This window comes from Shewanella sp. SW24 (assembly GCF_025653395.1).
Taxonomy (GTDB): domain Bacteria; phylum Pseudomonadota; class Gammaproteobacteria; order Enterobacterales; family Shewanellaceae; genus Shewanella; species Shewanella oncorhynchi.
In genome coordinates, this window is record NZ_JAKKSH010000033.1 from 36,455 (window position 1) to 49,772 (window position 13,318).

At 46.0% G+C, this 13,318-nt stretch carries 11 protein-coding genes and 3 pseudogenes; 7 read left to right on the forward strand and 7 right to left on the reverse strand.

The genetic code is table 11. The features are described 5' to 3' along the window. Positions 1-160: 160 nt before the first annotated feature. Together L5M17_RS19955 and L5M17_RS19960 are read left to right on the forward strand one after the other, a co-directional pair. Positions 161-826, forward strand: coding sequence for a VOC family protein (locus L5M17_RS19955; RefSeq protein WP_263148931.1), 666 nt, complete (start codon positions 161-163; stop codon positions 824-826). A 365-nt stretch (positions 827-1,191) separates the two neighbouring features. Further along, entirely contained in the window at positions 1,192-1,452 is a 261-nt protein-coding gene (locus L5M17_RS19960) for a DUF5062 family protein (RefSeq protein ID WP_006081993.1), read from the forward strand. Between the two features lie 182 nt (positions 1,453-1,634). Here L5M17_RS19960 and L5M17_RS19965 read toward each other — a convergent pair whose 3' ends face one another. Together L5M17_RS19965 and L5M17_RS19970 are read right to left on the reverse strand one after the other, a co-directional pair. Next, complete coding sequence (locus L5M17_RS19965) at positions 1,635-2,573, reverse strand: M23 family metallopeptidase (protein ID WP_411568946.1); 939 nt, start codon at positions 2,571-2,573, stop codon at positions 1,635-1,637. 298 nt (positions 2,574-2,871) lie between these two features. Further along, a complete protein-coding gene (locus L5M17_RS19970; protein WP_028759687.1) occupies positions 2,872-3,744 on the reverse strand; it encodes a 6-carboxytetrahydropterin synthase in 873 nt (290 codons plus the stop codon). A 482-nt stretch (positions 3,745-4,226) separates the two neighbouring features. Between L5M17_RS19970 and L5M17_RS19975 the strand changes: the two genes are divergently transcribed. Beyond that, positions 4,227-5,225 (forward strand): cytochrome-c peroxidase, encoded by a 999-nt coding sequence (locus L5M17_RS19975; RefSeq protein WP_263148932.1) that lies wholly within the window; start codon positions 4,227-4,229, stop codon positions 5,223-5,225. Positions 5,226-5,381: 156 nt separating this feature from the next. Here the strand turns inward: L5M17_RS19975 and yejK are convergent, their stop codons facing one another. After that, positions 5,382-6,410 carry a nucleoid-associated protein YejK gene (yejK, locus tag L5M17_RS19980; RefSeq protein WP_263138485.1) on the reverse strand — a complete coding sequence of 343 codons (1,029 nt, stop codon included), beginning with the start codon at positions 6,408-6,410 and terminating at the stop codon, positions 5,382-5,384. 77 nt (positions 6,411-6,487) lie between these two features. Between yejK and L5M17_RS19985 the strand changes: the two genes are divergently transcribed. Both L5M17_RS19985 and L5M17_RS19990 read left to right on the forward strand, forming a co-directional pair. Further along, positions 6,488-6,706 (forward strand): YejL family protein, encoded by a 219-nt coding sequence (locus L5M17_RS19985; protein WP_011847036.1) that lies wholly within the window; start codon positions 6,488-6,490, stop codon positions 6,704-6,706. Positions 6,707-6,772: 66 nt separating this feature from the next. Then, a complete protein-coding gene (locus L5M17_RS19990; RefSeq protein ID WP_263148933.1) occupies positions 6,773-8,560 on the forward strand; it encodes a DUF3413 domain-containing protein in 1,788 nt (595 codons plus the stop codon). Between the two features lie 260 nt (positions 8,561-8,820). Here L5M17_RS19990 and L5M17_RS19995 read toward each other — a convergent pair whose 3' ends face one another. Next, entirely contained in the window at positions 8,821-9,927 is a 1,107-nt protein-coding gene (locus tag L5M17_RS19995; RefSeq protein ID WP_263148935.1) for an NADH:flavin oxidoreductase/NADH oxidase, read from the reverse strand. Between the two features lie 117 nt (positions 9,928-10,044). Here L5M17_RS19995 and L5M17_RS20000 point away from each other — a divergent pair, with 117 nt between their 5' ends. Beyond that, entirely contained in the window at positions 10,045-10,911 is an 867-nt protein-coding gene (locus L5M17_RS20000) for a LysR family transcriptional regulator (RefSeq protein WP_263148936.1), read from the forward strand. Between the two features lie 84 nt (positions 10,912-10,995). Here the strand turns inward: L5M17_RS20000 and trmY are convergent, their stop codons facing one another. Beyond that, positions 10,996-11,592 carry a tRNA (pseudouridine(54)-N(1))-methyltransferase TrmY gene (gene trmY, locus L5M17_RS20005; RefSeq protein ID WP_028759682.1) on the reverse strand — a complete coding sequence of 199 codons (597 nt, stop codon included), beginning with the start codon at positions 11,590-11,592 and terminating at the stop codon, positions 10,996-10,998. Positions 11,593-12,225: 633 nt separating this feature from the next. Continuing rightward, positions 12,226-12,537: pseudogene (locus L5M17_RS20010) on the reverse strand (sensor histidine kinase); the annotation flags it as partial. A gap of 187 nt (positions 12,538-12,724) precedes the next feature. Between L5M17_RS20010 and L5M17_RS20015 the strand changes: the two are divergent. Next, positions 12,725-13,021, forward strand: a pseudogene (locus tag L5M17_RS20015) (efflux RND transporter permease subunit); the annotation flags it as partial. Positions 13,022-13,085: 64 nt separating this feature from the next. Here the strand turns inward: L5M17_RS20015 and L5M17_RS20020 are convergent. Continuing rightward, positions 13,086-13,318, reverse strand: a pseudogene (locus tag L5M17_RS20020) (IS4 family transposase); the annotation flags it as partial.

Genomic DNA, 13,318 nt, shown 5'->3' on the forward strand with positions numbered 1-13,318 from the left:
GATGGCAACACGCCAAATAGATAATTGCACGATATCAAACACGCCCAGCTTAATGGGCGTTTTTATTTAACCATTTACATCATATCGTTAGCTGTTTTATCCCCGTTAGTTTGTGTAAGGGATAAAAACTTACGGCAATAATAAATAACTTGGAGTCTTTATGTCATCATCCAATGAAGCTGCCGCGCCGCAGAATACAAGCATCAACTATGAGCAATTAACCCAAAGCTGGCCCGCCTTCGAAGCACAAATTTTAGCCTTACTTGAAACCTTAGACTTAACGGATAAAGCACTGGTTTGCGATCATGTCGCGCTGCGTGTCAATTCCATCGCCAGTGCCGATGCGCTGCGCTATGCCTTTAGCTGCGTCGGTAAGATCATTTCAGACAATATCATCAATGGCCGTACGATTCTGATCATAGAACTGGATACCCCACTCACGCTCGGTCAATTTAGCATTGCCTGTGTTGAACTTCCCTACCCCAGCGACAAAGTCTATCCGCAGGAGGGCTGGGAACACATAGAACTAGTCATTGATTCAAAAGCGAAGGAGTGCGATACCCTGAGCCAAGATTTGCTCACCCTGTGTCCCAAACTCAGCGCTTTGCTACCATCTGAACAGGCTGCAGAGCCAGTTCTGTCAAGCTCACTAGACTTAAGTTCACAAGGCTTAGCATCCCTTGCTGGGATAAAAATTAAGATGAGCTCGCCCAAAGGAGATAAAGAGCGTTTAGCCAATCCGACTATCGCCTTTAAACGCGATGATGTGTGCATTAAAGTGCATCCCCATGGCATAAAAGCGGTGATCGCCAGCGAGCAAATGTAGCGAAGGTGTTTTAGGCGGACTTAAAATCTGAAAGAAGAGAACACTGAGCTTAGATTTCCATTGGCACTTGCCGCACTCGCCATAGCGAATACCTGAGTTAAAATCTGAATTAAAAACTTAGTCAAAAACTAAGTCAAAATCGAAGATAATGCCTAAGTGATGACCTGAGCTGATGACTATTTAATCAGACTCAGTGTTCAGATTATTTTTAGGCCCATTTTTTGGTCGTTTTGTCAAAAATTGCCAAAATTAAATCTAGAAAACAGCATATTTAGCGTAACTTAGGACGTATAACTCGCAGAAGCCATCAGGCACACATTATCGAATCCACTTGATGGATTCGATGTGCAAACAGAGGATCGCCAATGAAGCCACACAAGAACGAAGCGCAAATATTGAAGTTCGCCATGGAAATCGGTGTTGGATATGCCAAAAAACGCGGATATGCGGACTTCGACAAGGGCATCTCGCCCAAAGACAAAGTGGAATGTATTTACCGTTTACTGGTCACAGACAATTTAATCCAGCCACTGGCCAAAGATAAAGAAGATGGGCCAAACATGAAACACAAACTGATTTTGTGGATCACCCGCCAGCTACCCGCCGATCATCCATTGTTAAAGTAATCTTTTTAAGCTAATCGATTGAAACTCATAATCTGCAAGCGGACAGTTGAAACGAGTCTATAACAATCCAACTCACTGAGTGCTAAGGATAAGGATAAGGATAAGGATAAGGATAAGGATAAGAATCATAAAAAATGGCGCATCATTGCGCCATTTTAGTGTGCAAGAACTGTATATTGTATCTAGCCCTTTTTAGCCGCTTTGTTAGCTTTCTCATTCGCCAGCACAGTTGCCATGGGTGGCACTATGGTCGTGGGATCGAGGCGCATTTGATACCAGTTCACTCGCCAATCTAAATGCGGGCCATTAGCACGACCTGTTGCGCCCACCTCTGCCACGGCTTGACCTTGCTTAACCGCTTCACCCGCATTGACGTACAGCTTACTCAAGTGCAAAAAGCTCGAACTCACGCCGTAACCATGATCGATCACCATAGTCCCACCCGAATAAAACATGTCGGGCACAGACAGACTTATCACACCATCGGCGGGCGCCACCACTACAGTGCCCGTTTTCGCTGCCACATCCACACCAAAGTGTGGATTACCGGGTACGTCGTTATAAATACGTTGGCTTCCATAAACCCCGGAAATACGCCCTGTCAGCGGCCAAATAAACTCCTGTAAAAAGGCCGTTTGCTCGCTAAATGTGGCCCGCGCCGCTTTGACCTGCGCCGTGTCTTTCGCCGCTCTTTCCTGCGCGACGGGATCGGGCTTCATAATCTTCGAGCTAATGCCCTTCACACTTTGAATCTTGTACTCACGCTTGACCAAAGTTAAAGGCTTAACCTCAGTCAAACCATCGGGATAAACTAAGGTTAGCTGCTGACTCAGTTCGCCATCGCGATCAAAACCAAAGGCGAAATGACCGTCAGGCGTGACCTTAATGGCTGCACCATTTAAGCTAATCTGAGTGCCCGCTGGCGCTTGACCACGCATTAATGCGCCTTGCTCTAACTTACCCTGTAAACTCACCTCAGCTTGTACCTGAGGCGCAATGAGCACTAGGCCCAAAGTGAATAATGCCGATAAGCAGCGCACTGGATTTGAACTTAGGGGGGCTCCACCGTGAGATAAAAATTGCGATACTTTATTTCCCAACATCTTATTATTTTCCAGCATCTTAGTTTCCAATATCCTAGTTTCCAACATCTTCAAAAAATCCTTATCGAGAGGCAATAGGGATCAAGACCCACTAAATACATTCATCGCGACACAAAACGCAGCCAAATTCAATCAATGCCACGTTAACCTAACGCACCATAAAAATCGATTCTGCAAACCCACATCCCTGTCGTAATTTCAGTTCAGCCTATGATAAAAACAAACAAAAAAGCCCCGATAATCTACCGAGGCCTATTAAATCCGTGATTAAAAGGTGAATAGTTTAAGTCCATTCACTTATATCAGCTCTTAGTGCCTATCCCTTAACGACGATCGCGCCCTTGCCAACACCTTCAAACGCCACCACTTTAAACTGACTTCCTGGCACTTTAGCGACTAATGTCGTGGCAATATAATCAGCTAACAATTCAACCGTCGTGTCGTGGGGAATTAAATCACAGCATTCCTTTGGCATTGCCAATTGGAAATCCCCTTGGGGGGCTTGGTAATGAAAGCCATAGTGGCTGTCATCGGTTATCCGCGTTTGCGGCGAAAGATTAAGGGTCTTAACTGAAACCAAGTCCTCTTCACTGCCTAAATAAATATCGTGCCAACGTTTGGCCCAATACTCATCCCACTTAGGTGCTGGACTGCCATTTTCATAAACGTGAATAGGACTACGATGCCCATGGGCGATACGCTGACAATTACCATCGTGTTTACGTAAACCATGGCTGTAATGGTAATAAGGCGTATCGAGGATTTCGTGTCTTAAGGTGAGTGTGATCCCTTCGACATTCTTAGGTAAAGCTTCACGCAACGCTTTCTGTAAAAAGGCATTCACGCTGGGAATATCAATCTCTTCGGTCGGCACTAAGGCAAAGGCTTGGGAAGGACAGGCCAAATGAATTTCACCTAGCTGACTATCAAAATCCATCCATACTCTATCGCCCTGCTGTTGCCATCGCACACTGCTGCAGGCCGTAGGCACTAATAAACGATGATCGGCCACCGCATCTATGGTCTGCTTGATCGTACGTTTGACTTTAGCAAAATCGAGTACCATGTTTTGCTCGTCTAATCCGCCCTCTAACAGAACATCAACAATCCAACTCTCCCCCACCATGCCGCGCTTTGGGCACAAATAGGAAAAATCGATCACAGTTAAATCTTTGACAAACAATTGCATTAACGCTCCTCGGCAGAAAAACAGTCCACCTATATAATTTTATAGCACCGCTTGGCGATGGCCGAGCATGATAACTTGAGGCACTCAACACGAGTTAACTCAACATGAATGGAGATTCTAATCAATTCCGTCTGTTGTCGCGACAAATGAATCCACTCGGCCCAATATTTTGTATCAGATGTTTGTATCAGATGTTTGTATCAGGTAGTCGAAAATCCAGCAATGCAACTCATTGCAACCATCAGGTACCGATAGGCAGAAAGCAACAATGCATCGACCTTGCCGATTAACAGATGCAACCTTAACAGAAACATCACTCAACCTAGCAAAATAACAACGTAAAAACAGCGAATTAGATCGCAAAAGCTTAATCCGCAACAGCGATAGACCCAATCGAAACAAAGCGTTATCACTCAGCATCATTAACCGCTAGCATCCCTGTTAAACCATACAAAAACCAAGGTTATACAGGGAGAAATAAGATGACCAAACTTACATCTATCGCCATTTTCATCGCAGGTATATTAGCCAGTACCCATGCTATCAGTGCAGAACCCATCGAAGTCATTACAGCAGCCAAGATCACTGAGCCTGAAAAAGTTGAATTAGGTAAAATGCTGTTCTTCGAACCCAGACTGTCTAAATCTGGCTTTATCTCTTGTAACTCTTGCCATAATTTATCCACTGGTGGTGTCGATGCTCTGCCAACGTCCATTGGTCATCATTGGCAGGAAGGCCCAATTAACTCACCCACAGTGCTTAATGCCGACTTTATGCTGGCTCAATTTTGGGATGGTCGCGCCAGTGATTTGAAAGAACAAGCCGCGGGCCCTATCGCCAACCCGAAAGAGATGGGCTTTACCCATGAACTCGCAACTGAAACTATCGCCTCTATGCCTGCCTACCGAGCGCACTTCGCCAAGGTCTATGGCGATGAAAAAGTCACAATTGACCGTTTAACCGATGCGATTGCCACCTTTGAAAAAACCTTAGTTACCCCTAATAGCCCCCTCGATCAATTTCTTCTGGGCAAGCAAGAGGCCATAAGCGCGAATGCCAAAGCGGGTTACCAACTCTTCAAGGATAAAGGTTGCGTGAGTTGCCATAACGGCCCCGCTGTCGGTGGAACTATGTATATGAAAATGGGACTCATCAAACCGTTCCACACCAATAACCCAGCAGAAGGTCGTAAGGGCGTCACTGGTAAAGAAGCTGATAAATATGTGTTTAAAGTGCCGACACTACGCAATATTGAACTCACCTATCCCTACTTCCATGATGGCAGCGTCTGGACCTTGGAAGAAGCGGTGAATACCATGGCAGACATTCAATTAGGGCAAAAACTCTCTGACCAAGAAGTGAAAGAAATGGTCGCCTTCCTTGAGTCCTTAACGGGCGATCAGCCGCAAATCACGCTACCTATTTTGCCACCATCGAATAAAGATACGCCACGTCCAGTGCCATTTAGCTCCAATAATTAACATAGGCGACGAGTCACTGACTAAGAAGTACTCACTTAGCTGTACTCACTTAGCATAGACACTAAGTCAGCGCGACTTAGTTAGCAAAAAGGCCGAGAGTAAAAACTCTCGGCCTTTGGTTATTCTTTCGCTTAAAAACGATGGATTAATTAAGTGCTATTCGCCTTTAAGACGACGATCAAGCTGATCTTTTAAGTTTGCTGGCACACCTTTGATTAAAATCGTGTCCGAGATGGGATCGTAAATCACCCGTTGACCTAAGTGGCCGCCATCAAAACTTAACGTTACGCCGCCACCCGTACCAGAAAACTTCTTCAATTGGCGCAGGGTTGATTTGTCGGCCGGAAACTCTTCATCAAGATCATAACTGCCGCCACGGGCAAAATCATAGAAGGAGTCCATACCTTGATCGGCTAACTCATCGGCCAAGTCTTTGATCTCAATGTCAGCGCCTTCATCGAAACGCTCACTACAGTATTCAAACACTTTATTGCGGCACTGCTGACGCTCGTCTTTCGTCAACTCACTGCTGGCAACAAAATCTTCAACCGCATTCATTAAGGTTTTGTTTTGCGCCTTAGTGTTGACGCCTTCTACGCAGCCCATAAAGTCGAGGAAAAAGTCGGCGACTTTACGTCCCGCACGGCCACGGATAAAGGAGATATACTTGCGAGAATCCTTATCGGCTTGCCACTCAGTTAAATCGATACGCGCCGCGAGTTGGATGTTATTTAAATCCAAATGGTTATTTTGCGACAGTTCCATATCGTCTAATACTGTCATTGACGACTTAGCACTTAATAAAGCCACAAACAAATAATCGCTGGTGATGCTGGTATAGCAAGACATCAACAGGAAACCGCCTTGACTGAAGTCGTACTTTGACAATTCTTCTTGCAGTAATTTACTGGCTTGACCGGAAAACTCCACAAACCCTAGCTCGCCGCCACGGTATTGAGTTAGCGCATTGGCAAAGGCGGGATTCGCCTCACCGTCGTCACCATGGATACCAAAATAGCCAAAACCTTTACCGGCCTTTCCCGTATATGTCTGATGCAACTCGTCGAGCATCACCTCGACCGCCTGACCGTTCAGCAGAGGTTGAGGACGCAAACGGCAGCGTAATTGCCCCTGACTGTCCTGAGAAATCTCGTGAATAATTGCGTGTTCGATGTTAATACTCATAAGCCCTGATAGTGATACTGGGATAAATCCGCTATTATATGCCGCTAATCCATTCCAAAGTGAAACATTTTTTGATTATGGCAATCCAATCGAAATACTCAAACACCCAAGTTGAATCATTAATCGCCGAAATATTGGCTGTGTTAGAAAAGCATAAAGCACCGACTGACCTGAGCCTGATGGCATTGGGTAACTGCGTGACTAACCTGCTAGAACGTAAAGTGCCCAGCGAATCGCGCCAAGCCGTGGCCGAACAATTTGCAAAAGCACTCGCACAATCGGTTAAATCCCAGTAAGTTAACTGGGTAATAATCATCAAAAGAATATAAGATACAAGGCCTTTTAGGAATAAGCGGATCACTATGGTCGAGCGAAAAAAGCAAATGAGCCGCGATCGGGTTTCCCGGCTCATCAACTGGGGACATTGGTTCGCCTTCTTCAATGGCTTATTAGCCATGATAGTCGGCAGCCGATATCTTGGCAGCGTGGGTTATCCAGAAACTTGGTATGGCTGGGTTTATCTAAGCGTCAGCACTATTGGTCAGTTTAGCTTTCTCGCCTTTATCGCCTATTTGATCTGTCTGTTCCCACTGACCTTGATATTGCCTTATTCGAAGATATTAAGAGGCGTCGCGGCGGTGATCGCGACCCTAAGTCTTTGTATCTTATTGTACGATACCATTGTTTACGCCGATTACGGCATGCACTTGAGCCCCTTCGCCTTCGATTTAGCTTGGGCGGATCTCAATGCCCTGCTCCGTGGTACTTCTTATATCGTCACACCGCTGGCCATCATCGCCATTGAACTGACCATGGCGAACTTTTTGTGGAAACGCATAGAGAAAATCCAAAAACTCAATTTAGGCAATAAAGTTATCACCTTAGTGTGTATCTGTTTTATTAGCAGCCACTTGATCCACATTTGGGCCGATGCCGCCGATATCACAGAAATTACCCGTTTCGACGATACTTATCCTTTATCTTATCCCGCGACTGCTCGCTCCTTTATGGAAAGTCACGGTATCGATGGTTCATACCAAGGTGATGACGTCAATCACAACACCAGTGTACTCAGCTATCCAGAGCAGCCACTCACCTGCCAGGCCGACACGAAAATCAACGTGTTGATGATTACTATCGACAGTTTGCGGGCGGATATGGTCGATGGTAAAAGCATGCCATTCCTACAACAATACACTGAAAATAATCAATCTTTTACCCAGCATTTCAGCGGCGGCAACCAATTTAGAACGGGCATGTTTTCGCTACTCTATGGCCTGCAAGGCAGTTATGGCGATGCGCGAATTTTTAATAGCACCAGTCCTTTACTGACCAGAAGCTTTCAACAAGCAGGCTATGAATTGGGGCTTTTCCTCCCTGAAACCAATCTCAATTTGCGTTCATCACAGGCGATGTTTAATGACTTTAATCCTGTCATAGCCAAAGAAACCAATGGCAGCGCCGATGCCGATTTGCACACAGTGGCCAGTTTTAACGAGTGGCACAGCATCCAAAATAAACCTTGGTTTGCGCTCGTTAACTTAAAAGCGCCAGAAAATTTTGATACTCCCGTGGGTTTTCTGGGTATCGAAACAGTGAAAGCCAATACCGACCTGATGCCAGCACAAAAAGTACTGTTTAATCAATATCGCCAATCTCTGTATTTTGTCGATCAACAACTCAAGGCGATGCTGGCCAATGTGTCCAACGACACCTTAGTGATTATCACTGGGGTCAATGGCAAAATGTTCACCAGCAATAGTGATGAAGCGAATCGCAACCTGTCACCACAGAGTGTCAAAGTGCCATTAGTGATCCACTGGCCGAATACGGGTGCTTCTAAGGTCAAATACCGCACCAGCCATTACGGCATTGCGCCGACTTTAATGACCCACGTGCTAGGTTGCACCAATAACACGACAGATTACAGCGCTGGCCGCAGCCTATTACAACCTGACAAAGAAACGTGGATCTATATAGGTGATAGCCGTATTTTTGCTATCTATCAAGAAGCAGAAGTGACAGTGATTGACCGCCACGGTAAATATCGTATTTACGATGAAAACTATGAACATAGGCTCAATAAAAAAATGAGCGCGCCTGAATTGATTGAAGTGATGCGTGAAGGTCGACGTTTCTATAACCACTGAGCTTCATCATCTTAGTTAAAAAAGCCCCATTCCCGCAGGATTGGGGCTTTTTTATTCCCTCGCGACTGGATGAATACGAAATGCACGAAGCTTGGATTTAACTGTGTGGGTTGAAGAGCTGCGTGGCCATTATCTTGAAGCTAGTCTCTTGTAGCTAGTCTCTTATGATGGACCTTACCTGCCACTAAAGCCAAAAGCCGCTATCTTTAGATAACGGCTTTTTAAGGCTTAGGTTTAAATCAACTCAAGTCACTCTACAATCAATCGGCTTTAACCGTAGAGTAGCGTGCTAACCAATGGGCGTAGGAAGCGGGTAATACCCAAGATGGGCGCGCAATTTTCAAGGTTTGCGCCGCTTGATACGGCCAATGTGGATTCGCTAAAAACGCTTTACCTATCATCACTAAATCCATTTGTTCATCTTCAATGGCCGCATTAGCTTGATGTGGATCATCCATACCCCAAGACGTCGCAACAGGGAACCCCACTTCTTGACGAACCCGCGCTGCAATAGGCGCCAAAAATGCCGGACTCCATGGAATATTTGCCGTTGGGGTCGAGAAGCAAATGCTGACGTTCAGCATATCGAGCCCCGCTTGCTTAAATTGCTTCACCAAGGCTATCGATTCCGTCAGTGTTTCTTCATCTTTATGGTCGAATTCAATCACACCAAATCGCGCCGTTAAGGGTAAATGCGATGGCCAAACGTCTCTTACCGCGGCAATGGTTTCTAACAAAAAGCGCCCCCGCCCTTCGGCACTGCCACCGTATTGGTCGGTGCGTTGATTGGCATAGGTTGAAAAGAAACTTTGGGCTAAATAACCGTGGGCGAAATGCAGTTCTAACCATTCAAATCCTGCCGCTAAAGCACGCTTTGCTGCCGCCACAAAGTCGGCTTTAACCCGCTCAATGTCCTCAATCGTCATAGCGGTAGGCACTTTAGGTAAGTTTGCGCCAAATGCGACAGCTGATGGTGCAATCGGTTGCCAACCTCGCGCGTCATCATCGGCAATATGGTCATCCCCTTCCCACGGGATATTCGCACTCGCTTTACGGCCTGCATGACCAATCTGAATGCCTGCAACAGCACCCGCATTTTTAATCGCGCTGGCGACCTTAGCTAGGCCTTGGGCTTGTTCGTCATTCCATAACCCAAGGCATTTGGGGGTAATACGTCCTTCGGGAGAAACCGCAGTGGCTTCAACCACAACAAGACCGGCACCGCCACGGGCAAGGCTAGTGTAATGCACCTGATGCCAGTCGTTGATGAGTCCGTCCGTGGCTTGATATTGGCACATGGGCGCAACGGCAATACGGTTTTTGAGGGTGATGTCTTTAAGTTTGAAGGATGAAAATAGATCGGCCATAGTGTTTCCTGTGTCTATTAAGATCAAAAGGTATTTGAATACTGAATGACGACAGACTAGTCTTATCGTGCCATAATTAAAAGCACATACAGATTATAGATTTGATAAATTTTACTTATGATAAATCCACAGTGGTTACACACCTTTAGCGTGCTAGTCGAGAGAGGCAATTTCACCCGCACCGCCGAAGCTATAGGTATCACCCAAGCGGCTGTGAGCCAGCATATCAGTCGCTTAGAAGAAACCTACGGCACACTGTTTTTACGCCGCACCCGCCAGCTTGAAATCACTCCCATAGGGGAAAACCTGCTGACCTACGTTAAAGAAGTTGAATGCGCGCAGAAACGCCTACAACAGAAACTTATCCATGATGACGCCAATGCCGGTGATATTAGCCTTATCACTCCAGGTAGCATTGGTTTAACGCTTTTTCCATTATTAATCGAATTACAACAAGCCTTTCCGGCGTTAAGCATTCGCCACCGTTTTGCCCCTGACAGTGAGATAGTGGCCTCAGTGTTGGCCAATGAACATGAAATCGGCATGGTAACCTTAAAACCTTCCGATCCTCGTATTCACAGCACACATTTTACCGAAGAGCCGCTTGAACTTGTGGTACCTGCGAGCCATAAACAACATGAATGGGCTGATTTACAACGGCTAGGGTTTATCTCCCATCCCGATGGTGAGGCCATGGCGACTCGGCTGCTTAGCCGTAAATATCCAGCTCACCCCGGCATTCAAGAGATCCCTTGCAAGGGATTTACCAACCAAATCAGCCTCATTCTCGAACCTGTCGCAAAAGGGCTAGGATTTACGGTTATACCGCAATACGCCCGCAAAGCCTTTGAACGACAAGAAGATATCTATGTTGTGGAATGTGGCAGCCAAGTTGTAGACACCATTTGGCTTATCCACCGCGCGGAATGGCCCTTGTCACGCAGAGCCCAAAAAGCGATCACATTTTTAAAGGAGAAAATATAAAACCCCATTTAAAAATGGGGTTCGGCACACAAGTTGCCGCACAGGAATAGTCAGCGTTAGCAACGGATACATAAGACTCAGAGGCTATTGATTGATATCCAATTCATTATGGATCAATACCACACACTGGGAAGCAAACAACATCTTAGGCCCTAGGCTGATCTTTTGCGCGCCGAGTCGTTTCAAGGTATTAAAACTTTTCTTCGGCATAGGAATATGATCGGTCAGTAAAAAGCACGGATTACCCACAAATTCTTGCTCACGGATTGATGTACCCTTCTTATCCATCATAAACAATTGATAATCCACCGCGAGGTCCTGTACCAGCTTTTCAAAACTGATGGTACTGACACTGATGCCCTCGTCAACAACACGGGTTTGCTCCTTCGTCATGCCCCGAGAAATATCTAAGGCTTTGGCAATTTTAGTGAGCAAAGCTTGCTCGTGAAAACCACCAATATGGCAAATATTTCGAGTATCGAAGCAGATAGTGCGGGAAAAATCATGGGTACTTTCTAGCACCAAATAAACGACAACATCGTTTCGATGGGACTGAGCCACAAAGATAGTGTTCATCAGGGTATGAGCTAAAATCTCGGTATGCGCCTCTTGGCCGACAGAAGCCAAAAACAACTGACTGTCAGTAGGTGCTGATCTTGCTCGTAAAACAAACGCGCGCATAGGTAAATGTCCTACTCAATAATGTCTTAAATGCTAAATGGCGGATACATATAATTTGTGAAATTGACGATTTCGCCTTGAAAATTTTTGCCTTTTGCTGTGCCAAAGCCAGCCTAATCACTCGAACTTGAGCCTTAGTCGCAAGCAGCGTTAATCATATGGGCAGCGAAAAGGTATAAAAAACAAAACCCGTATAGCAATGCTAACACGGGGTTTTGTTTTACTTAACTGCTGGTTATTTTAATGATTAAAACAAACTAACAAAAAGCATCTAATTTGGTCGGTATGAGAGGATTCGAGCCTCCACTCCCTGATACTCTATAACAGTGAACCGCTTAATCATAACCTGCTAAATTTAAACATAAATAATGTAATTTTGCACGTTTTAATTACCTCAACAATTTATGTACACTTACACGCAAATGCGATATCAAGACTACAAGTACAACAAATTGAGCGTATTCAAACAAAATAACATCCCATTAGTTGTAATCAATATCGGATAACAACCAAAGGGATCTAGGGAATACCTACAATCCCTGCATTTTCCCGATTCAGCAATGTGCTCTGACGCGGTGGCCATACGTGCAGGAATCACTCAGCATGTCACCTTTCCTATAGATAATTCCAACATCAGGACAAATTAAGGGGCTCTAAACTTGCCTTAACAGGCCAAGACAGAACGAATATTGTTCCTCCATGGCCCAATGGCTGGCAGACCACATGGCCGCCGTGAGCTTCAACAATTGTTTTAACCACTGCGAGACCGAGCCCACTGCCGCCACTTTTTCGAGAGCGAGACGGATCTACTCGGCGAAATGCTTCGAATACGTAGCTTGCTGCCTCATCAGGGATACCAGGGCCTTCATCTTCGACGCAGAGATAACAGCTTGCCCCCGAGCGGTAAAATCGTACAGTCAAAGTGCCAGGATCAGCATGCTGGCGTGCATTTTGAACTCGGTCAAAGTCAGATCCAGTGCCTGCTACTGACCGTTACAGATTACGCTAGCCTCGTGACTGTCTAAGTCGATTTGGAACGGGCCGACGCGCAACATTTGGGTATTTATGGGCGTGTTAGTGCGATCGCGTCGCAGTACCGCCGGCACCCTAGCCACCACCTCGGCCTATCGGCAAAAACACTATCCTCATCGTCGAGTTCGCCCGCCAATTGCATGCCGAGGGCCATACGCTGATAGATGCTGCAGTGACCGCTGCACGCTTGCGTCTGCGTCCAATTTTGATGACCTCATTGGCATTTACTCTCGGAGTAGTACCCTTAATGCTTGCGAGCGGCGCCAGCGCAGAAACTCAGCATGCTATCGGTACTGGCGTATTCGGTGGCATGCTCAGTGGCACCTTGCTGGCAATATTCTTCGTACCGGCGTTTTTTGTCTTTGTCATCGGCACACAAGAGCGCTTGAGTGCCTAGCTTGCGCGGCATAATACTGCCAAATAGTCTCACCCGCTTTGATGCTCTGTACTGAAGGATCCCCTCATAAATCAGCCATAGCATAGCCATATTTGAGCAACTGATTGGCGAATAATACCCAGGCCGCCAGCAATTCTTTCTCCGTGATTTGATAATCAGGCCGCCTGAGTACCTCCAATCCCAAGCGAATCGTTGAGAGTACCGTTCGATGCCCAATGGTATTGGCCTGAAAATGCTTATCCCAGCCCTGTTGCTGTGCGTGTAAACCAACTAGCCACAACAGGCATTGAACCATCA

Excerpts from the sequence above, each read along its gene's own strand:
- L5M17_RS19965 (WP_411568946.1), bottom strand. The coding sequence starts at position 2,573 with ATGCTGGAAAATAATAAGATGTTGGGAAATAAAGTATCGCAATTTTTA.
- L5M17_RS19955 (WP_263148931.1), top strand. The coding sequence starts at position 161 with ATGTCATCATCCAATGAAGCTGCCGCGCCGCAGAATACAAGCATCAAC.
- L5M17_RS19985 (WP_011847036.1), top strand. The coding sequence starts at position 6,488 with ATGGCAATCCAATCGAAATACTCAAACACCCAAGTTGAATCATTAATC.
- L5M17_RS19975 (WP_263148932.1), top strand. The coding sequence starts at position 4,227 with ATGACCAAACTTACATCTATCGCCATTTTCATCGCAGGTATATTAGCC.
- L5M17_RS20000 (WP_263148936.1), top strand. The coding sequence starts at position 10,045 with ATGATAAATCCACAGTGGTTACACACCTTTAGCGTGCTAGTCGAGAGA.
- L5M17_RS19970 (WP_028759687.1), bottom strand. The coding sequence starts at position 3,744 with ATGCAATTGTTTGTCAAAGATTTAACTGTGATCGATTTTTCCTATTTG.
- trmY (WP_028759682.1), bottom strand. The coding sequence starts at position 11,592 with ATGCGCGCGTTTGTTTTACGAGCAAGATCAGCACCTACTGACAGTCAG.
- yejK (WP_263138485.1), bottom strand. The coding sequence starts at position 6,410 with ATGAGTATTAACATCGAACACGCAATTATTCACGAGATTTCTCAGGAC.
- L5M17_RS19995 (WP_263148935.1), bottom strand. The coding sequence starts at position 9,927 with ATGGCCGATCTATTTTCATCCTTCAAACTTAAAGACATCACCCTCAAA.
- L5M17_RS19960 (WP_006081993.1), top strand. The coding sequence starts at position 1,192 with ATGAAGCCACACAAGAACGAAGCGCAAATATTGAAGTTCGCCATGGAA.
- L5M17_RS19990 (WP_263148933.1), top strand. The coding sequence starts at position 6,773 with ATGGTCGAGCGAAAAAAGCAAATGAGCCGCGATCGGGTTTCCCGGCTC.